15 protein-coding genes and 1 riboswitch are annotated in these 22216 nt (G+C 45.4%); of the genes, 10 read left to right on the top strand and 5 right to left on the bottom strand.

Annotated features, from left to right (window positions below):
* The first annotated feature begins 59 nt into the window (after nucleotides 1-59).
* The 10 genes from MHN00_RS02810 (at nucleotide 60) to MHN00_RS02765 (ending at nucleotide 15112) form a co-directional block, all read left to right on the top strand.
* Entirely contained in the window at nucleotides 60-2951 is a 2892-nt protein-coding gene (locus MHN00_RS02810; protein WP_239300189.1) for a nitrate reductase, read from the top strand.
* A 12-nt stretch (nucleotides 2952-2963) separates the two neighbouring features.
* The gene (gene cobA / locus MHN00_RS02805; RefSeq protein ID WP_239300187.1) at nucleotides 2964-3941 is read left to right on the top strand and encodes a uroporphyrinogen-III C-methyltransferase; all 978 of its coding nucleotides are present in this window, start codon (nucleotides 2964-2966) and stop codon (nucleotides 3939-3941) included.
* On the top strand, nucleotides 3925-4911 hold the full coding sequence (locus MHN00_RS02800) for a glycosyl transferase family protein (protein WP_239300185.1): 987 nt from the start codon (nucleotides 3925-3927) through the stop codon (nucleotides 4909-4911). Before cobA ends, MHN00_RS02800 begins: the two co-directional genes overlap by 17 nt.
* 145 nt (nucleotides 4912-5056) lie before the next feature.
* The gene (locus tag MHN00_RS02795) at nucleotides 5057-6574 is read left to right on the top strand and encodes a 5'-nucleotidase C-terminal domain-containing protein (RefSeq protein WP_239300183.1); all 1518 of its coding nucleotides are present in this window, start codon (nucleotides 5057-5059) and stop codon (nucleotides 6572-6574) included.
* A gap of 4 nt (nucleotides 6575-6578) precedes the next feature.
* Nucleotides 6579-8177 (top strand): GGDEF domain-containing protein, encoded by a 1599-nt coding sequence (locus MHN00_RS02790; RefSeq protein WP_014948241.1) that lies wholly within the window; start codon nucleotides 6579-6581, stop codon nucleotides 8175-8177.
* Nucleotides 8178-8461: 284 nt separating this feature from the next.
* A complete protein-coding gene (locus MHN00_RS02785; protein WP_239300181.1) occupies nucleotides 8462-9778 on the top strand; it encodes a methyl-accepting chemotaxis protein in 1317 nt (438 codons plus the stop codon).
* Between the two features lie 571 nt (nucleotides 9779-10349).
* Nucleotides 10350-11759, top strand: a complete 1410-nt coding sequence (locus tag MHN00_RS02780; RefSeq protein WP_239300179.1) for a CmpA/NrtA family ABC transporter substrate-binding protein — start codon at nucleotides 10350-10352, stop codon at nucleotides 11757-11759.
* An 88-nt stretch (nucleotides 11760-11847) separates the two neighbouring features.
* Complete coding sequence (locus MHN00_RS02775) at nucleotides 11848-12843, top strand: ABC transporter permease (RefSeq protein ID WP_239300177.1); 996 nt, start codon at nucleotides 11848-11850, stop codon at nucleotides 12841-12843.
* Nucleotides 12844-12859: 16 nt separating this feature from the next.
* Complete coding sequence (locus MHN00_RS02770) at nucleotides 12860-13762, top strand: ABC transporter ATP-binding protein (RefSeq protein WP_014975666.1); 903 nt, start codon at nucleotides 12860-12862, stop codon at nucleotides 13760-13762.
* A gap of 129 nt (nucleotides 13763-13891) precedes the next feature.
* The gene (locus MHN00_RS02765; protein WP_014948246.1) at nucleotides 13892-15112 is read left to right on the top strand and encodes an alginate export family protein; all 1221 of its coding nucleotides are present in this window, start codon (nucleotides 13892-13894) and stop codon (nucleotides 15110-15112) included.
* Between the two features lie 58 nt (nucleotides 15113-15170).
* Here MHN00_RS02765 and MHN00_RS02760 read toward each other — a convergent pair whose 3' ends face one another.
* From MHN00_RS02760 to ccoG, 5 genes are all read right to left on the bottom strand, one after another.
* A complete protein-coding gene (locus tag MHN00_RS02760) occupies nucleotides 15171-15761 on the bottom strand; it encodes an HD domain-containing protein (RefSeq protein ID WP_014948247.1) in 591 nt (196 codons plus the stop codon).
* An 85-nt stretch (nucleotides 15762-15846) separates the two neighbouring features.
* Nucleotides 15847-16479, bottom strand: coding sequence for a thiol:disulfide interchange protein DsbA/DsbL (locus MHN00_RS02755; protein WP_014948248.1), 633 nt, complete (start codon nucleotides 16477-16479; stop codon nucleotides 15847-15849).
* 308 nt (nucleotides 16480-16787) lie between these two features.
* Nucleotides 16788-18710 carry a TonB-dependent receptor gene (locus MHN00_RS02750; RefSeq protein ID WP_239300175.1) on the bottom strand — a complete coding sequence of 641 codons (1923 nt, stop codon included), beginning with the start codon at nucleotides 18708-18710 and terminating at the stop codon, nucleotides 16788-16790.
* Between the two features lie 89 nt (nucleotides 18711-18799).
* Nucleotides 18800-19034: riboswitch (cobalamin riboswitch) on the bottom strand.
* Nucleotides 19035-19437: 403 nt separating this feature from the next.
* Nucleotides 19438-20421: a serine/threonine protein kinase gene (locus tag MHN00_RS02745; RefSeq protein ID WP_239300173.1), complete on the bottom strand. Its 984-nt coding sequence runs from the start codon at nucleotides 20419-20421 to the stop codon at nucleotides 19438-19440.
* Nucleotides 20418-21848 carry a cytochrome c oxidase accessory protein CcoG gene (ccoG, locus tag MHN00_RS02740; RefSeq protein ID WP_156077887.1) on the bottom strand — a complete coding sequence of 477 codons (1431 nt, stop codon included), beginning with the start codon at nucleotides 21846-21848 and terminating at the stop codon, nucleotides 20418-20420. The genes MHN00_RS02745 and ccoG overlap by 4 nt, the downstream gene beginning before the upstream one ends.
* Nucleotides 21849-22216 lie beyond the last annotated feature (368 nt).

Here is a 22216-nt window from a genome sequence, read left to right as displayed (position 1 = left end):
TGAAAAAAGCCTTCTAGCCAAATGCATTCAAAAGCTTTGAAATCGAAAAAGGTAATGAAATGAATATGCCTACACGACAACCCGACATGATGTCTGAACAATTAAGACAAACAACATGCCCATACTGCGGCGTAGGGTGTGGTGTAGATATCAGTTGCAACGTAAGCCCGCGTGCCATAACCCTGGACACTGTTAAAGGCACGCCAGAGCATCCCGCCAATTATGGAAGATTGTGTGTTAAAGGAACAAACCTGCTTGAAACAAACGACGTAAACGGACGTTTGCTTCACCCAACCATGGCAGGTCAATCGGTGGATTGGGACACGGTCACCGATGTGATTGCGGATAAGATCACCTCTACCATTGCGCAGTATGGCGCGGATGCCGTTGCTTTTTATGTATCAGGTCAGCTTCTCACCGAAGACTATTACATTGCCAATAAGCTTATGAAAGGTTACATCGGCAGTGCCAATATCGATACGAATTCACGCCTATGTATGTCATCAGCCGTTGCCGCGTACAAGCGTGCGTTCGGTGAAGATGTAGTGCCTTGCGATTACACCGACTTAGAATGTACAGATTTACTGGTGATCACCGGGAGTAATACGGCGTGGGCGCACCCAGTGCTTTTTCAACGCATTCAGCGAGCAAAGCTGAAAAATCCGAATATGAAGGTCATTGTTGTTGACCCACGCAAAACCGAAACCTGTACCATTGCCGATTTACACCTTCCATTAAAGCCAGGTAGCGATGTAGCGCTATTTAACGGTTTACTCAGCTATGCAAACGCACAAGGTCGTATAAACAAATCCATTGTTGAGAGCTATGCCGAGGGGCTTGATGAAACGCTTAAAAGTGCAAATGCCTTAACGTTAGATGACGTTGCTAAAGTATGCGACCTGGACGTTAACAGCATTAAGGCCTTCTTTGATGCCTTTTGCGAAGCCTCTAGCGCAATTACTTTTTATTCTATGGGCGTAAACCAGTCTTCTGCTGGTGTGGATAAAGCCCAAGCCATTATCAACTGTCATTTAGCAATGGATTTAATTGCTAAAGACGGTTGTGGCCCGTTTTCAATTACTGGCCAGCCCAATGCCATGGGAGGGCGTGAAGTCGGTGGGTTAGCCAATATGCTAGCTGCACATATGGACCTTGAAAACCCTGAGCATATCAGCGCTGTTAAAACCTATTGGAATGCCCCTGTTATGCCCAAAGGGCAGGGGCTTAAAGCTGTTGATTTGTTTAATGCAGTTGAGAGTGGAAAGGTAAAATTCGTTTGGATAATGGGGACGAACCCCGTTGTCAGTATGCCAAATCGCGGTCAAGTTGAACGCGCACTTTCTAAATGTGACATGGTGGTGGTGTCTGATATTGTTGAATCTAACGATACGCTTAACTACGCGCACATTGCCCTTCCTGCAACGGGGTGGTCGGAAAAAGACGGCACGGTAACAAACTCAGAGCGCCGTATATCACGTCAGCGCGGTATATTGCCTCCACCAGGTAGTGCAAAACACGACTGGCAAATACTGTGTGAAGTGGCGGGTAAAATGGGCTTTGGCGAGGCATTTAATTTTACCCATCCGTCACAAATATTCTGCGAATACGCTGGGCTAACCGGCTATCAAAATAACGGTAAGCGGCAGCTAGACCTGTCACCTTTACAAGCGTTAAGTGAAGCTCAGTACAATGGGCTATCGCCTTTGCAGTGGCCCTTTCAAGCCGTTAAAAAAGCTGAGAATACGGCCAGTTCTAATTCTCAACCTAGCCTTACCAGTAAACGTCCTTTTGAAGACAAACGGTTTTCAACCCCTAGTGGCAAAGCTAAACTTATTCCCGTAACTTACAAAGCGCCACTGCAGGTAACATCAGACGCTTATCCTTTTGTTGTGAACAGCGGCCGAGCGCGAGATCAGTGGCATACCATGACGCGCACGGGTAAAGCGGCAAAGTTACTGGCTCATATGCCAAGTGCTTGCGTGCATATCAACCCTAAAGACGCTGCTGAATTGGGCGTTGAAAGCGGAGATCTTGTTTCTCTTTCAAGTGCAGTATGTAAAGACGCCCCTGTTATTTATCCGGTTAAAGCGGATACGGATATGCGCAAAGGGGAAGTATTTATTCCCATTCACTGGTCGGCGCAATGGGGGTCTCACAGTAAACTAGGCGCACTTTATGCCAGCGCGGTAGACCCTATTTCAGGGCAACCAGAGTTAAAACACGCGGCGGTTGCTATCGCGCCTGCTCATTTCGCTACCTACGGCAAGCTCTTTGTTTCATCAGTAAACCAATCAGCACATAATTCAAAACTTAATCCCTTTAGTGAAGACGCGCTAAAGCATGCGTGTGATTACTGGAATACGACACCGCTTGAAAGCACAGAGGCGTCTTCACCTTTAAATAACTCGGATGCAGCATTATCAGTATTGAATGTTGCTTCGAACAAAGGTCGTCGAGATTTTACACAAGGGTTGATACCTCTGCTGCCGCAAAACGCGGTGCTATTGCAGTTTCATCATCATACATACTCAGTATGCCTTGCGCTTGTCGATGATACTCTTTGTTTCGCGGCGTTTTTAGGCGATGAGCCAGAAAAGGGTGAAAGGGCACCAGCAACTGCACATACAACAGCGCAGGCAGCGCCACATTCAAAAAGCACATGGTCAGTACCTAACGAATGGCTTGCCAGCCTTCTCAACACATCTATTTCTACAGACATACAGCGCAATTTAATACGTGGCCAAGTAGACGACGCATTTTTAAATGGTGATGTAGTTTGTAGCTGTTTTGAAGTGCGCGAAAAAACCATTACACATGCCATCGAAGAAGGCTGTAGTTCGGTGGCAGAGCTTGGTGAAGCATTAAAGTGTGGTACGAATTGTGGCTCGTGTAAGCCCGCCTTGTCTCAGCTGATAGACAAGCATTTAGTCATTGAAACTCAATCTGTTTAGGAGCGTTAAATCATGTCAATTGCAACTAGTTGGTCGTTACCGTTTTTGCGCACCTTATTTAAACCGCAGAAACCTTTGTTAAACCTCTTTTATCGCGATGCTATTTTTACAACGACATCGACGACACGCCAGCGCTCCGATAATCCAAAAGCTCCAGCTAAGCATTCATACTTTGGCAAGTGGTTGAAGTTAGCAAACAGGCAAAATGAAGGTCATAAACAAGGGCAGGTGTTCATCGTCGGTGCTGGCCCTGGCGATGCCGAGTTACTTACCCTGAAAGCGCTTCGTCTATTACAACAAGCTGATGTCGTGCTGTTCGATGCCTTAGTTAGCGAAGATATTCTCGCGCTAATTCCCTCTAAAGTGGTGAAAGAATATGTAGGGAAGCGCTGCAAAAAGCATAGCTTTACTCAAGACGCTATATGCAAGCGAGTGGTTGAATTGGCAAGCAACGGTCACACTGTCGTGCGGTTAAAAGGCGGTGACCCAGCCCTATTTGCAAGAACCTGCGAAGAAACCGATGCACTCACAAAAGCCAACATTCCTTTTGCTATTGTTCCTGGTATTACGGCAGCATCGGGTGTGTCAGCCTATACGGGGATCCCTTTAACCGACAGGCGTTGTGCTCAGTCGGTGAGTTTTATGACCGCACATTTTAAGGACGTGGATCAATGGCCAGAAATGGCACCCATGGCGCAAAATGTATTGAAGCAAACCATGGTGGTTTATATGGGGCTAAGCCGACTTGAAGGGCTATGCAAAGGCTTGATTCATCACAACGTGCCAACCACATGGCCAGTAGCGGCAATTGAAAATGCCACTTCGCCCGAACAGCGCGTGATTACTGGCGTGCTTGCCGATATTCATAGCAAGGTAGAAGCAGCAAATTTAACGGGGCCTACGTTACTTATATTTGGAAAGGTGGTAGAGTCTCGTCAACAGGTAAATACTCTTCTATTACATTCATCCAAGCATGCAGCAACCATTTAGTGAATACATAAAAATTATTGGCAAAGGTCAAAAAGGGGGGCGTAGCCTTACCCGTGATGAGGCTTATCATGCCATGAAAATGGTATTGGCCAATGAAGTGACAGGCGAACAACGCGGCGCATTTCTTATGTTGCTGCGTACCCGTGAAGAAACACCAGAAGAAGTTATTGGCTTTGTCGATGCATGCAGAGAGCTGATAGAGCCAGAAGTTAAAACCCTCACCCCCACGTTAGATATTGGCTGCTACGCGGGAAAGCGTCGCCAGTTACCGTGGTACTTATTGGCCGTAGCGGTTCTAGCCAATAATGGTTACTCGGTTATGCTTCACGGTGCGCATGAACCGGGTTCGGGGCGCCTTTATGCAAGTATAGCGTTACCCCAATTGGGCCTGTCTGAAGTTAGCAGTATTGCAGACGCCAAACAGCAGTTAACGGATAAAGGGGTGACTTACCTTGATTTGTCTTATTTGCTGCCTGCGCTCGACACAATTATTAAGCTTCGTGAGGTATTTGGCCTACGTTCATGCGCTAACACCCTCGCAAGGTTGTTGAATCCCACCGCTGCACAATTTTGCGTACAGGGCGTTTACCATATGCATCTTGACCACAAACACTGCCGCGTTAATGAAAATTATCCATCTATAGATGCGCTTTGCTTTCGTGGTGATGGCGGAGATCCTGAAGTTAATGGTGAACGGGAAACTGAGCTATTTATTACCCGAAATGGTGAGACCGAAGAAGTAATAATGCCGGTGGTTGCTGACAAATGGGCGCTTAAAGATAAAGACATGAACGTTAACAACATGCTTGATGTGTGGGCGGGTAACGCGAGTAGCCTTTACGGTGAACAAGCCGTTTTGAGTACACTTGCCAGCTATTTAGTGCTGCTACAAAAGTGTGATGTCGCAGATGCCTTGTCGCAGGCAAGGCAGCTTTGGGCACAGCGCGATAAAAGCGCAAGGCCATTTTAAGGTCACCTGCGTTTTCTGAGCGGGCAAATATCTATGTTGCTTGATATAAAGCCCTTCTTTTTAAGGAAAAATAGCCAATCGTCGCATTGACTTAATCGTTGCTATACTTGTTAATAGTATTAACAAGTTTTCCTTAAGTGGTGTTATGCGAATCACGCAATGGCTCGTATTTTTAGCTAGCCTGTCGCTCTTATTTCGAGCAGGTTATGCTGTATCTGAAATTCGAGAACAGGTCACAACCTCTAGCGTAACTTTCGTACTAACCGCAGATATGCCTAATATTAGCGACGCACGCACAGGGCGTTACGCTAATCTTCAAACCCTCGTAAAACAACAGCGGCAAATTAGTGAAACCGTCTTCTTCATTTTCGGCGGCGGCTCGATTGGGCCGAGCGCGCTATCCTCGTTTGACCGTGGCTCCCACATTATTGATATTCTCAATTCTCTTGAGCCAGATGTGATGGGGATCACAAAGAGAGAATTTAGTTTCTATGAGGATGAATTATCTCTTCGTTCTTATGAAGCAGCCTTTCCATTGGTAGCCAGCAACGTAATAGACAACCGAGTGGGGCGTTCCCCTGATGGCCTGCACACTTCTGTGATTGTAGAAAAAGAAGAATTAACTCTTGGTGTTATATCAGTTCTACATGAGAGAGTGATAGAAGAGTACCAATTATCTGATATTGCTATAACGCCTCCTCAAAAAGCCATCATGGAGGAGTCTAAAAGATTGCGACAGCAAGGCGCAGATATTATTTTGCTGCACTATTCCTACCCGTTCCCTTTTATTAATACCATGCTGAACAAACGTATTATTGATGTCGCTTTTATAACAGACAGTCGCTTGGACGAGAAAAATATGCTCGAAACTACGCGTCATCCTAATAGTATGGTACTGACACAGCAGGGAACCGCTGTCGTTGCTAGTTTTGTGAAAAATGCTGGGTGGCAAGCAACGTCGTATATAGAACAGCCGTTAGAAGATATAGAGGCTGATGCTGAGTTAAACGAGCAACTCATTGAGTATGAAGCGCGCCTAAAACGGTTGTTAAATATCCAAATTGGCGAATGGAAGATTGCCGTTTCGACTGCGCGCAAAGAAGTGAGAAGTGAAGAGAATCCTTTTGTAAACTTTGTCGCGGATACCATTAAACGCTATGCCAATACTGAAATTGCCTTGATAAACGGAGGCAGTATCCGAGGCAACAAACAATATACGGCAGGTACACCAATTACTCGGCAAGATATTGTCACCGAAATGCCGTTTCGTGCGCATGTTGTGGCTTTGGATATAACTGGCGCTCAGTTAATTCAAGCTCTGGAAGAGGGGCTTTCGCAATATCAAAATTTAAAAGGCGGTTTTCCTCATGTATCGGGTATGTCTTATAGTTTCGACCCGTCAGCGAAAGTGCTTCAACGAGTAAAAAATGTCACGATTAATGGAAAGCGAATAGATAAGTCGAAAACCTATTCGCTGGCTACAAGTAACTTTCTGGCTAATGGCGGAGACGGTTTCTATGCGTTAAAGAATACCGAAAAGCGTCCGGCCTTGAGTACACGTCCCCCTCAAATATCTGACCTTGTGATGCAGGCCATCGTCAATCAATACGATATAAAGCCTAAAACTGATAACCGCATAATAAATATGGCAAAAGGCGGTTGATCAGATGCAGCATAAGAAAAAGACCTTGTATCTGTTTATCATTGCACAATGCAGTGTGATGGGATTTTTTCTTTTGATACTGGTTTTGTCGCTGCTGCGTTTAAATGACGTGCGAAAAGTACTTGACGATATCACCTCGTCTTCTATCCCCACTCTTAGCCAAGCTACTGAAATTACGCGTGAAGTTCAGCACTTAATTTCACTTACTGCGCGATTAACATCGTCTGAAAGCCAATCGTCTCGGCGTATCGTCAAAACCCAGTTGGATGAAACGATAGAGCGCCTGGATTCCTCCAATTTGAAGCTTGAGCAAGGAGACAAGTACTTAGCGACGCAGCTGAATGTACTTACATTAGAAATAGAAGAACTAAACGCATTAGTGCGTCAGCGGATTGATGTCGAAAAAGAAGTGCGGGTGGAAAGGGAAGTACTATTTACTTACTTGAACAATATTTTTGAAGACAATAAATCGCAGTATGTGGGTATTCAATCCTCTCAAACGCTGGTTCCTCTGATATTACAAATTGCCCAAATAAATCAGCAGTTCCAACTGCATGAGTTACGCAAGTTAGAGGACAATATTGAAGAAAGTATCGCTTCCTTGCGTGAGGCGACAACGCTAGACAAGCGCAGCAGCGAACTGGTAAGTGCGCTAGAGGAGGGGGTATTAGGTAAATGGGGCATGATTGATAAACAAGCTAATGTCATGCGCATTCGTGGACGTTCAAGAGGGCGAGGCAGTTTTGTTGAGCACTTGGCTGAAGAAGTCGCGTCAAATATTGAGTTTAGAGCATCTTCAATCACAAAAGACACCTCTTTTTACGCATTGTCTGCCAACCAAGCTGTGTCCAAACAAATAACCCTGTCATTGGCACTTTCATTAATTGTGATGATTATTTGTTGCGCCATCATCTTCTATATCTACAAACGTATTATTCTGCGTTTAATTGCTTTAACCAACTTGGTTGAAAAAAATAGTGAAGAAGTAGCAAGCTTCGAAGGCAGTGACGAGATATCTCGCCTGGCTAAAACCTTCGCACTGTATTTTGAGAGAGTAAAGAGCCAAGAAACCGAATTGATTCGCTTGTCACTTAGCGATCCGCTGACTAACATCCCAAACCGACGGGCATTTGAAATGGAAATGGAAAAGGTAATAGCGATGTCAAAACGGTATGACTGGCCGTTGACGGTAGTTATCTTGGATGTCGATAGTTTCAAACTTTACAATGACAATTATGGTCACCCTAAAGGGGATGAATGCCTGAAAGCCGTCGCTATTGGGCTTAATGAAGTCATTACCCGTAACACTGATTTTTGTGCTCGATACGGTGGTGAGGAGTTCGTAGCGATTTTGCCCAATACCGATGAGAAAGGCGCGAAGGTGAAAGCTGAAGAGATTCGAGATGCGATAGAATCATTAGGGATAGAGCACAGCAAGAGCACAGTTTCACCCGTAATTACCGCAAGTTTGGGCGTTGCAACGGTCAATTTCGTTAATCACCACAACTGGACGTTAACTTCGATCCTTAATACCGCTGATAAAGCTTTGTACGACGCCAAAACGGGCGGCCGGAATCGCTGCGTGTTTTCATCGCTGCCATGAGTATTTTTGTATAGTAAAAAGAGGCGGGTTTATGTCAATCCCCAAACTGGGCTATCTTTAATCTTTATTGGACAAAAAAACTTCAGTTTTATTTGTGTGAAACATCAATAAACTTCATTTCCTCTGCTATCTTTAATCAAAACCAACAAAAACTAGCTTATCGTTTCAGACAACTAACCGTATTTCAGTGTGATACGCCAGTGCCTATTTTGTCAGGGGGGCTTCGTTATGAGCTAAGTCGGCTGATAAATAATGCGTGAAACGAAGTTCATTAGGAGCGCAGGATGTTTTTCAAAAATAAAGAGTTGATAGCCGAAAACCAACGTTTGGAAAAGGAACTGGCGGCATATCAAACGGTTAAGGAAGAGCTTCGTGAAGAAATGTTGTACATTGAGTTGAATGCAGATGGACGTATACGTGCAATTAATGATCTATGTACTCAAGCAACAGGATTTAAGATTTCAGAGCTAGAAGGGAAGTCCCTTGAAAGCCTAATGGACCCGAAATCGCTTAAGAAATCGGACGTTCAAGATATGCTAGGCGCTGTTAAAAATCATCGTCATTGGCATGGCGCAGTTAGCTTCAATAATGCAAAAGGCCATGAGATTTGGGTAAGAGGAATCATACAGCCCATAGATGACGCCTATGGAAATGTGAAGTGTATTTCTTTCTATATGGCAGAGCAAACGCGCAATATTTCTTACAGTAATGAGCTTAGAGATATGATTGCCGCGCTTCATCGCTCTTCTGCTGTTATTGAGTTCAACCTTGATGGCACCATCATAAAAGCCAACGAAAACTTTTTGAAAGGCACGGGCTACAAGCTGGAGCAAATAGTTGGAAAGCATCATAGGATCTTTTGCACAGAGCAAGAGGTGAACTCGGAAGAATACAAACAGTTTTGGCGTGGGCTAGCGCAAGGACAGTTAGAATCTGGACGCTACAAACGCATTGATAGCCGAGGGAATGAAGTGTGGCTAGAAGCGTCATATAACCCCATCAGAAACGAAGATGGTCAGCTTTATAAAGTAGTGAAATTTGCAACGGTAATTACAGAGCAAATGAAGCGGGAGTTCGCCATTTCTGAAGCCGCCAACGTTGCATTCAATATTTCGCAAGAAACTGGAGAGCAAGCACGTAAGGGAAACCAAGTGCTCGATTCTACGGTTAAGGCGATGAACGAATTAACGAAACAGATGGGTAATGCGAGTGAAGGTATTAAGGACCTTGATGAGCAATCCCAAAAAGTTGCGGACTTGGTTAAAAGTATTAGCGGAATTGCCGACCAAACTAATTTATTGGCGCTTAACGCTGCTATTGAAGCTGCACGTGCAGGCGATCAAGGGCGTGGTTTCGCGGTAGTAGCCGATGAAGTCAGGCAGCTAGCGTCGCGAACCAGTAGCGCAACTGAAGAAATCGTAAACGTTGTCGTAGAAAACAGAAAGTTAACAGAAAATGCAGTTCAGTTAATTGAAGCGGGTCAGGAAAAAGCGCGCGAAGCCTTAGAGTATTCAACGCAGTCAGGCAAAGCAATGAGCGAAATCCAAAGCGGTGCCAATGAAGTGGTAAACGCTATCGGGCAATTTACTAAACGCCTCTAGAAAATTAGCGACACAATCAGACAGCTTTAGTCATTGGCCATATTTGTTCAACCTTGGTACCTGCCTTCGCGCACCAAGGTTGAACACCCCCCCTGTTTTGGTGCACCAAAACGAATTCATTCTCACTTTTCTCTTACCTCAATAGTGTAAATGTTCATAAATTTTAATGGCTTACATTTCTGGCACGATGGGTGCTAATTAATCCGTGCAACAACAACGTTGCTGTACAAAGCAACGGGTGCAAACACAAATGCGATGGCAGAGTGGAGTGCACAACACTTACCATAGGGTAAACAAATAGGATTCAGCGGAGAACGGTAAGGAAGCATCATCATCTCCGGCATTTATGGCAAGTGCATAATAATAAAAAATAAAGATGGTTTTATAAGCTAAAGCTTTTAATAAACCTCCCTTAAAGATGAGGTGTGTGAGCGGGAATTCCTGACTTACCATTAACAACTTGATGCGTTTGTAAGAACTCCGATATTACAAACACGGCAACGAAGCCCACCATGCTCGACGGTTAAACGTCGTACGCTGGTGGGTTTTTTTTTGGCTACGAGGAACACGTATGACTGGGTTAAAGACAACATCACTGCTAAAACGCTTTCGAACGGCGAGTGCTGGAGTATGTGCAGCACTTGCCGTCTCTGTAGCAAGTTTTTCTGCGAGTGTGGCAGCACAAGCGCCAGCGGTAGGCTGGCCTGAGAAGGAAGAACTTAAGTTTGGTTTTATCAAGCTCACTGATATGGCACCGCTTGCTGTGGCGTACGAAAAAGGCTTTTTTGAAGATGAGGGCCTCTACGTTACATTGGAAGCACAAGCTAACTGGAAAGTGCTGCTTGATCGCGTAATCGACGGCCAATTAGATGGCGCTCATATGCTGGCTGGCCAGCCCCTTGGTGCAACCATTGGCTTCGGCACGGAATCGCATGTGGTAACAGCGTTCAGTATGGACCTCAATGGTAATGGAATTACCGTTTCTAATGAAATTTGGGACAAAATGAAGGCCCATATTCCACAGGAAAATGGCAAGCCAGTTCATCCTATTAAAGCTGATTATTTAAAGCCAGTGGTTGATGAATACCGCAACGCTGGAAAGCCGTTCAACATGGGAATGGTATTTCCAGTTTCTACACACAACTACGAGTTACGCTATTGGCTTGCGGCAGGTGGAATTCACCCTGGATATTATGCGCCGCATAAAGGCGATACCGCGGGCCAAATTGACGCTCAGGCACTGTTGTCAGTCACCCCCCCACCGCAAATGCCAGCGACGATGGAAGCCGGCACCATCTATGGCTACTGCGTAGGCGAGCCATGGAATCAACAGGCTGTGTTTAAAGGTATTGGTGTACCTGTGATCACCGACTACGAAATTTGGAAAAATAACCCTGAAAAAGTGTTCGGCGTAAGCCAAGGCTGGGCTGACAAATACCCAAATACGCACATTCGCGTGGTTAAAGCCCTAATTCGAGCGGCAATGTGGCTGGATGAAAACGACAATGCTAACCGTCCTGAAGCGGTAAAGATTCTTGCTAAAAGTAACTACGTAGGTGCAGATGAAGACGTACTGGCTAACAGCATGACAGGCACTTTCGAATACGAGAAAGGTGACAAGCGCGACGTGCCTGATTTTAATGTGTTCTTCCGCTACAACGCCACTTACCCATACTACAGTGATGCTATTTGGTACCTCACACAAATGCGCCGCTGGGGTCAAATTTCAGAGGCTAAGTCTGACGATTGGTATAAAGAGACAGCCAAAAAAGTTTATAAACCAGAGGTTTATGCTCAGGCTGCTAAAGCACTGATTGTCGAAGGTAAAGCTAAGGCGTCTGACTTTCCAGAGTTTGGGACGGAAACGGGCTACAAGCCGCCTCAGAGCGAATTCATTGATGGCGTGACGTTTGACGGAAGCAAGCCTAACGCTTACTTAGAGCAATTTAAGATTGGTCTGAAGGGCGACACTGTACTGTAAGTGTCTGATTTAATAGCCCTGCCTTCAGTTCTAACTAGGGCGGGGCATAAACAGCGCAAAAGCGCACATCAAGTGTCAGGAGCAAGCAATGAGCAAGATGACAACCATTCTTCGCCTTCCATCGTCGCCGTCAAACGCCAACTCTTTGTTGAGCCGTTTATATCAATCCACGCCTGCGTTGCTGCTGCCTGTTATCGGCTTGCTGATGTTTTTGGCCATTTGGAATGGTGTAGCAAAAAGTATCGACACGTCGCTGGGGCAGTTCCCAGGGCCTGCACAAGTTTTTGAGCAAGCCGGTGCGTTAATTGACGAACATATTGCACAGCGTGAAAAAGCGGACGCTTTCTATCAACGTCAAGAAGCAAGAAATGCAGCGCGTATAGCGCAGGACCCTACTTATCAGCCAAAAATTAGAGAATTCACCGGTGCGCCAACGTTTTTTGATCAGATATGGACAAGCCTTTACACCGTCATGGTTGGATTCTTAATTGCATCAGTCGTGGCGGTTCCCGTGGGTATACTATGTGGTCTAAGTAAATCTGCTTACACCGCAATAAATCCACTTATCCAGTTATTTAAGCCAGTGTCTCCATTGGCATGGCTGCCGCTCGTGACTATGGTGGTAAGTGCCCTCTATGTCAGCGATGATCCGGCCTTTTCTAAATCATTCGTGACCTCTGCCTTTACGGTTTCGCTTTGTTGTTTATGGCCAACCCTTATTAATACCGCAGTAGGCGTATCAAATATTGATAAGGACCTAATCAACGTAAGCAAGGTATTGCGCCTTACGCCGTTTGCTCATCTCACCAAAATAGTACTTCCATCTTCTATCCCCATGATTTTTACAGGACTTAGATTGTCGCTTGGTATTGGCTGGATGGTACTGATTGCGGCAGAAATGCTTGCCCAAAACCCAGGTCTAGGAAAGTTTGTGTGGGATGAATTCCAAAACGGAAGTTCGGAGTCGCTAGCGAGGATCATGGTCGCAGTGCTCACCATTGGCGCTATTGGCTTTGTACTAGACCGCCTAATGTTATCGATTCAGCGCGCTGTAAGCTGGGACAAGTCGAGCGTACTACGCTAATTTTGAGGAGAATTTTATGCACACTAAACACTTAGAGTTAGAGCAGGTGGGTATCGACTTCCCCACACCGAAGGGGCCATTTACTGCGCTTCAAGATGTAAATCTTAAAATCAGCAAAGGTGAATTTGTGTCGTTAATTGGCCATTCGGGCTGCGGTAAATCAACGGTGCTGAATATCGTCGCAGGTTTGCACCAAGCTACTACCGGCGGCGTAATTTTAGATGGCGCAGAAGTGAAGCAGCCTGGACCTGAACGCGCAGTAGTCTTTCAAAACCATTCTTTATTACCTTGGCTTACGGTATACAAGAATGTTGAGCTGGCCGTAAAATCGACCATGCGAGGCAAGAGTAAAAACGAGATGCGTGACTGGATCATGCACAACCTAGAGCTTGTGCACATGACCCACGCCCTTGATAAATTACCCAGTGAAATATCAGGTGGTATGAAACAGCGAGTGGGCATTGCACGAGCGTTGGCAATGGAGCCAAAAGTGCTGCTAATGGATGAACCGTTCGGTGCGCTAGACGCCCTAACTCGCGCTCACCTTCAAGACTCGCTAATGGAAATTCATGCTGATTTGGGTAACACGGTTATTATGATTACTCACGATGTGGATGAAGCGGTATTGCTATCAGACCGCATTGTTATGATGAATAACGGCCCGGCAGCCACCATTGGCGAAATTCTGGATATTGAGTTGCCGCGTCCGCGAGATAGATTAGCACTTGCAGATAACAAGCAGTACAACCACTACAGACATGAAGTCTTAACTTTCCTTTACGACAAACAAAAGAAGGTTGAAACCGTTTCGTCACGCGCCAACCAAGCGCCTACAACTAACAAACATTCACAACAGCTAGCAAAACCCAGCGGGGTGTCATCTGAAAAAAAAGACGCTAAGAAGTCAGATGCCGCCTAGCTTTATCGGCACCTGACTAGGGCGGAAGCCTTTTCCGCCAACTAACCAAAACCATCACTTTTAACCAGCATTCTACTGCTGGCTGGGTAAGTGTTGACTAATAAAAATCGATACCGATAGGGAATACACATGAACACGTTAAAAAACTTTGGCATTAAGATGCTAACAGCATCTGTTTTGACAGTATTGGGTGGAAGCGTAATGGCCGCTGACATTCACAGCGCATTAAGCGATTCAAAGGCATGGGCGGATCTGAATTTACGCTACGAAGCTGTTGATCAAGACAATGCGTTAGAAGACGCAAGTGCACTGACTTTGCGTACGCGTCTAGGGTTTAGTTCGGGTAGCGTTAATGGTTTCTCATTTACCGCTGAGGTTGAAGACAGTCGTATTGTACTTGGGCAAGATGAGTTTACTGTGGGGCCTACTGGCTTTAACGTAGGTGAGTATTCGGTCATTGCCGACCCTGAAACTACCGAAGTTGATCAAGCTTTTATTCAGTATAAGGCAGATAACTTTACCGCCAGAGTAGGGCGACAAGTAATTACGTTGGATGACCATCGATTTGTTGGCCACGTTGGCTGGCGACAAGACCGCCAGACCTTTGATGCCGTAAGCGCTAAATATGCGGCAACAGACAATCTAGAACTATTCTATAGCTATCTTTACAAACGCAACCGCATTTTTGCTGAGGCGGCAGATTTAGATTCTAAAGATCATATTCTTCATGCTACTTATACATCTAAAATTGGCAAGTTTGTGGCCTACGCTTACCTTTTAGAAGTGGACAACGACACGGATAACGCGTTGGACACGTATGGCGTGAGCTACGATGGAAAGATGAAAGGTGAGAGCGTGAGTTGGGCTTACGGTGGTGAGTTTGCCACGCAATCAAGCGAAGCTGGCGCGGGCGAAACGGCCACCGACTTTGACGCCTCTTATTTAAATGCGTATGTCGCAGCCACGTTTTCTGGCGTGACGGCTAAGGTCGATTACGAAATACTAGGTTCTGACGATGGGTTGTACGGGTTTGCAACGCCGCTAGCTACGCTGCACAAATTCAACGGTTGGACTGATCAGTTCTTGGGCACGCCAGCACAGGGCTTAAAAGATCTTAAGTTATCTCTATCAGGTGGGCTAGCCGGTGGTAAATGGCTTTTGGCTTACCACGATTTCAGCGCTGACGACAGCAGTAACGGTGCTGACGACTTAGGCAGCGAAATTAATGTACAGTATACGAAGAAGTTTGCAGGTAAGTACAATTTTGGCATTAAGTACGGTACTTACGATGCGGGAGATATAAAGGTAGATACCAATCGCTTCTGGATGTGGATTGGTACACGCTTCTAATTGCAATACACTATTACAACGTTATGTTGTAATTAATACTACAGGTCTGGCTGAGTCGTTACTGACTTAGCCATCCTTTTTCAACGGCCACATCAAGCTGCTGCATAACGTAGTCCCATAAAGCCGGTGCGCAAGATTTAAGGTGAGCATTACGCTTCTCAATTTTCTCCCTTGCAATACCGTGACGCTTCCAGCTTCCTCCGTTGTCTTTCATATTTTGAAATACGGGAAGTACGCGGTCCATTGATTTTGCAAATTCTGCATCGGCGGTTTCCGCTGCTTCAAACTCAAGCCATAAATCGAGCATTTCACTACTAAGTGGACTCGGCAATAAACCAAAAATGCGCTTAGCGGCAGCTACTTCTTTCTCGGCTTGTGCGTCGTGATCTGTTTGATGATTGAAAGCAAACATGTCGCCAGCATCAATTTCCACAATATCGTGAATAAGGATCATGCGAATAACGCGGGTCACATCTATAGGTTTAGCCGCATATTCGCTTAGCATATTTGCCATTAATGCAACATGCCAGCTGTGCTCTGCGGAGTTTTCCTGTCGATAGTTATCACAGGGTAGGGTGATCTGGCGCTTAACTGCTTTTAGCTGGTCAAGTTCACAGATAAAGTCAGCAAAGTCACTTACTGCATACATTGGGATGCTCCAAGGCGTAAAAATGGGCGCCTGAGCGCCCATTTAATTATTCAAGGTCTAACGAGAGTATTGGTTATTAACCAAATTATTTTTGCTCAGATAGCCACACGATTAGGTCAGCGATGTCGTCGAAGGTCATGTCAGCAGTGAATGTAGGCTGATATTTACCGTTGATAATAAAGCTTGGCACACCAGTTAGGTGCTCACGATACTCGTCAATTTGCTGTTGATTCTTGCGCACCATGCTATTTACGCCGAAGCTTTTAGCCATTTTGTCAAACTCTTCACCGTCTACACCGTTCACAACGAAGATATTGCGAAGGTCTTTCAAGCCAGTGATAGATGCACGTTGCTTGTGGATATAGTTAAAAATAGCGCCGTTCATCGCGTCTTCTTGCTTCATAGCGCGCGCAATAAGCATGGCTTTAGTTGCATCATCTTGAACTTCAGGTCCAGTAAAACGCATAAAGTTTACGTGCACCTTATTGAATTTCGTGCCGTCGCTTTTCTTTTCTTTAATTTGCGCAACGATTGGTTCGAACTGGAAGCAGTGAGGGCACCAAAATGAGAAGTACTCAGTAATAACAGGCTTATCCGTGGCTTCTTTATCAAGCACAGTATAGTGGGTACCTTCTTTCCATTTAGACGCTGGCTCTTGAGCGCATGCTGTTAGTGGCAAAAGCATTGCCATGACAAACATTACTGCAAACTTTTTCATGGAATATAATCCTATGTTCAAAAAACTATTATCGATACCGAGATTATCACAGGCTTGTTCGCTTAACTAGGACCTGTTCTACTTCAATGCCTTACTACGCGACAAGCTCACTAAAAAACGCGATTCAAGGTTTAGGTAAATGCAGTATTTTATATACGCATGATGAACAGAGTCTGAATCATCAGGCCCTAACAGAAACTCAAAGAAAAAGGGCTATAACCATGTATAGCCCTTTATTGTTTGTTGATTTCACGTTGAGTTTTGCCTTTAAGCAACGCTCAACAGAAGGTTCATTAACGTTACATCACTTACATGCTGTAGTTAACTGAAAGTAGAGCGCGACGCTCTTGGCCTGCATAACCTACAATGTCTTCATAATCAGTATCAAATACATTGTCGACCTTCAACGAGACTTGCCACTGCTTATCTATCTGATAGCCTAAATTAACGGTTGCAAGCGTATAGGCTGACAGCGCCAGAGTCTGAGACGGTTCAGGGAAAGGAGGGAAGAAGGTGTCGTAATGACTCCCTGTGTAAGCTAGCTTGGTGTAGAAGCTGAACTTCTCCGTTCCAAAGTCAGTGTTGTAGGTTAATGAGCCTTGGTGACGGGCACGACGCAGTTCAGTGGTTGTTATACCATTGTCGGTTTGTTCCGCATCTAGATAACTATACGCTGCGGTAAAATCACCATAGCCACTGTCCCAGTTAAGTTCTAGATCAATACCTTCTCGTGAGCTTTCACCGTCGATATTATCGGCACTATATGCGCCCAAATCTGACACAAATACGAAGCCATTGATTTCATCTTCAAGGTCGGTAGTGTATGCGCTGATTTGTGCAGACAGTGATTTCCAGTTTGCCTTAACGCCTATTTCCCATTCTTCACTGGTTTCTGGTTTTAAGTTTGGGTTGCCGATGAAGCTTGCAGGGAAGTAGCCAAAGCGCTCGGTGAAGGTGGGTGTTTTAACAGCTTTACCATAGCTGGTAAAAACAGCGTAGTAATCGTTAAGCTGCCAGGTAAGGCCACCGCGATAACTTACGGCATTGTCGAACTCACTGTTGTTGTCGAATCGTGCGCTTAGTGTTGCGGTTAGCGACTCGGTTAGCTGACCATTTGTCTCGGCAAATACGCTATAAGTATTGTCATGCTGCTTCTGGTTCGGATCGCCAAATGCAATTGGGCCGCGCTGGGTAAAAAGGCGCTGTAGGTATTCAACACCGCCAGCAAAATCCCAGTTATCCATGGTATAGAAACCTGTCCAGTTTAACTCTATGCGCTCACCAGTGGTACCGCCAGTGTCTGCACCTGACTCAGTGTTATCGTTATCGTCTTTGCGATAATGCGCACTAAGCGCTGAGCGATAACCTGTATTTTCCGGAGCAAATTCCCATCTTAATTTCGCGCTAATTTGTGAACCATCCGTCACGTTATCTGAGTCAGCAGGAAGGCCTGTCGTCACAAAATCAGTGCCGTCGTAATCGTTCTCGTACTGAACCGTGCGAAGGTTAGCTATTAACGTATGCTCCGACGTTGCGGCATAATTAATATTAATGCCAGCGGTCATGTTGTCGTAGCCATCATCTTCGTTACCAACACGAGATACGTTGTCACCGTCGGTACGTATGTAGCTGGCGTATGCAGAAATACCTACGTTATCGCTTTGCGAGCGCGCGTTCATGCTGCCCTGCAACGTACCTTGTGTGCCAACGCCAGCAGAGAAGTCTACGTGTGACGCATTATCGGCAAACTGGCCTGATTTCGTAGTAATGCTCAATACACCACCGATAGCGCCGCTGCCCCATCTTGCGCTCTGCGGGCCTCGAAGAAGTTCTATGCGCACCACGTTTGCGCTAGTTAAGTGAGCAAGGTCGACTAGGCTTCCTTGGCCTACGTCGTTGGCAACAACGCCATCAATTAAAACAAGTAGATGGTTGGTTTCACCGCCGCGCACGCGCAGCTCTGTTAAGCCACCAGGACTGCCTGACTGAGACAAGCTAACGCCAGGTAGGCCGCGAATTAGATCGGTAAGTTGAAGTGCGCCCGAAGCTTTAATGTCGCTTTCAGTTAGCACCGATACTGAACCAGGAAGTTTGGTTAACGAAATAGGCAAACGCGTGCCTGTTACTGTTAAAGTTTCAATATCTTGGTCAGAAGTTTGAGCAAAGGCAGGTGTGCTTAAGCACGAAATAACTGCAGCGCTAAGGGCTGCTTTAGTAAAATGTGTACGCATGGTTTTTATGTTGTCTTTGATGCGCTCCACCCGAGCACATGATTAGGGAAAGTGCACGTTTTTGCTTAATTATGGATGTGAGCAAGCAAACGACACCATGAAGTACAGGCCGGTATCCGGGCTTACTCACCATTACTAAAAATGTAATAGCTCTTTTGCCTTCCCATCTAATGGCGTTTAATACGTAACGCATAAAAGACAGTGGCGTATGAAAAGAAAACGACAACGCGTTGAGTTTACCGTTGCGGGGGCAGCATCAGTTTTTCACTGATTTCCCGTTTAACCCTTGTCGCCGTAGTTAATACCAATCCGCATAGATCATTGCCCACTCAGAAGGCGCTGGCAAGCTTCATAGCAAAGCGTGGGAATGCAGGAATGGCTGTTCCCTTTCAAATTCCCAGAATGCAGCTAGGAAGCTTGCCAGACCTTCCCGAAGGGCGAGTTTAAAATGTTCGTACTCTTTGTTGTGTTACCTTGATGTAGAACCACTATACCTACGGTAACACGCCGCGATTACGAACATTTTAACTCTCGCTGAGTGGGTAATTATCTATGCGGACTGGTATAATACGGAGCTAGACAAGAGCACCTACACACTGTCGATTATATCTAAGTTAAAAAGTGATAGCGAATACGGTTTCTTATACCTTACGCTTTTTCGTAACCGCCATAAGATTATCGGCAACGGTCATCGAAAAAGCGTTTTTTCAGCAGTAAAGGGGCTGGCTCAATATCCTAATTTCAGTGGAGGCTCTTGAAGGGCCGATAGCTGTTCTTTCAGAGCAAGTATTTGGCCTTCCCAGTATTTGTCTTCAGCAAACCAGGGAAATGCCCGCGGAAAAGCAGGGTCTTCCCAGCGTCGTGAAAGCCATGCCATGTAATGCACCATTCGCATAGCGCGCAGGGGCTCAATAAGTGGCAACTGTGCAGTGTCAAACGGGTGAAACTCCTCGTATGCTTCAACCAAAGTATCGAGCTGCAATAGTTGTTGTTGGCGGTCGCCGCTTAGCATCATCCACAAATCTTGGATAGCAGGGCCCATGCGGCAATCATCTAGATCAACGAAGGTAGGGCCATCGCGCCACAGTATATTGCCTGGGTGGCAGTCACCGTGAAGCCGAATACTCGATGTTGGCTTATACGCTTTTTCCGTGGCATCAATAACGGGGTTAAGTATGGCAAAAAATGCTGTCTTTAGATGCTCTGGCAGCAGTGTGCTTTGCATAAGCACCTGCTTCGGTTCATCGAGGTAACTTTCAATATCAATCGAGGGACGATGTGCAAACCCTTTAGCATGGGCCACGCGGTGAATACGGCCAATGAAACGCCCCATCCATTCGAGTTGATCAAGGTTGTCATTTTCGAATTGTCTACCGCCCACCGAAGGAAATAACGCAAATCGATAGTCAGTTTCGGCCACGGTGTGGTGATGCAGCGTGCTGCCATTGAGAGAAATGGGCGCAGCCAATGGAATTTCGTTATCGATTAGCTCTGCAGCAAAAGCGTGTTCTTCAAGAATTTGAGCGTCGGTCCATCGACCTGGGCGATAGAATTTTGCTACATAGCGCTGACCGTCTTCAGCCAAAAACTGATAGACGCGGTTTTCATAACTATTTAGTGCTAGCAAACCGCTTTGAAGAAAAATGCCCTGACTTTCCAGGGCATCTAATATGGTGTCTGGGCTAAGCCCAGAGAATGAAAAATCTGTCATCGATAAAGGAACTTAGTTGGCTCATCAACGGTAACCGTTTCCCCATCAATAGTGGTGGTTACACTGATAAAAATATCGGTAACCGTATCTTCCAGATTATAGGCGTCAGTTGCAACTGAAATTGGCGTGCTATACACCGCACCGCCTTCAACTGTTACAGTTTGCTCACCAATGTACTTGTAGTCAGGCAAACCTTTTACAGCAATAGAGTAGGTTTGGGTTTGCTGAGTTTTGTTAAGTACTTTTATTGTATAAACGTTCTCAATTAGCCCTTCATTCGTTTCGCGGTATAGCGAGTTTCTGTCGCGGATAATGTCAACTTCGGTGGGGCTGCGCATCCAAATATTGGCAAACAGCAAGCCTATCATCACCACTAAAACTACAAAATAACCAATTAACTTTGGACGTAAAATATGAGTCTTACCGCCAGCTAGTTCTTCTTCAGAGGTAAAGCTTATCAGGCCTTTAGGATAACCCATTTTATCCATAACACCGTTACACGCATCAACACAGGCGCCGCAGTTGATGCATTCGTATTGTAAGCCATTTCGAATATCGATACCGGTTGGGCATACCTGAACACACAGGTTGCAGTCTATACAGTCGCCTAACCCTTTTTCCTTTACTTGCTCGTGACTAAGTTTGCGTGATCGCGGGCCGCGTTGCTCTCCACGCTTTGCATCGTACGATACAGTAAACGTGTCTTTGTCGAACATAGCAGACTGAAAACGCGCATACGGGCAAATGTGCGTGCACATGATTTCGCGCATGTAGCCAGCGTTTCCGTACGTACACACGGCAAAGAAAATAACCGATAAACCTGCCCAGAAGCTGGTGTTAAATGTTACAAAATCGATAAACAGTTCATCAATTGGCGTAAAGTAGCCAACGAAGGTTAAAGCCGTTAACAGCGCTACCAATACCCAAGCGGTGTGCTTAGCTGTTTTACGCAAAAATTTATCTGCATCCATTTTGCGTGCATCTAGCGCTATACGCTTGTTGCGCGGGCCTTCGAATTTCTCTTCGAACCACGTATAAATGTATACCCACGTTGTTTGAGGACACATAAATCCACACCACACTCGACCAGCGAAAGTGGTGACGAAGAACAGTGCAAAGGCGGAAACAATAAATATATAGGCCAGTAAAGTGAGATCTTGAGGCCATAAGGTTAGAGAGAATATAGTAAATCGCTGCTCGCCGATGTCGAGTAGCACGGCTTGATGCCCGTTGTACTGAATCCATGGAATGATGGCAAAGAGGCCCAAAAAGAAAAGGCCAAACATGCGTCTAAACGTCTCCAGAGGGCCTTGTACAGCCCGCACATAAATACGGCTACGAGAGTCGTGGCGTTTACCCTCAGGTCCACCTTTGGGTTTATGTACTTTTACCGGTGTAACGGTCTTTACCGGTATTTGTTCATTCATAGCTTAACCTTATGTGACGTAACGAACTGCCTGTGCAGTATAACTGCGTTCAAAACGTCATATTTAATGTAGATCAATAATGCGGCGTATGGTGTATCTTTTTAAAGTTTCAGTCAATACTGAAACTTCAGAACTTAAGTCGTTTTTTGTTTTGATTTCCTCAGTCTATGTAACTTTGTAAATAGTTAAATACAGCTACGTGAATAATGAGGATTAATATAACGGCCAGATGCCATTTGATGCCCAACATCGACGATTAGGCTTTACCTACTATACATGAGTATAGTTTGCTGTATTTACAGGTAAACCGATATGACCCTATTATCGTCGATAATAATGTGGTCAATTACCGTTTGAATCGTGTACAG

Source organism: Alteromonas sp. Cnat2-8 (assembly GCF_022348355.1).
Lineage (GTDB): Bacteria > Pseudomonadota > Gammaproteobacteria > Enterobacterales > Alteromonadaceae > Alteromonas > Alteromonas macleodii.
The sequence above is the reverse complement of the archived record's forward strand: the minus strand, read 5'-3'. Positions and strand labels throughout refer to the sequence as shown.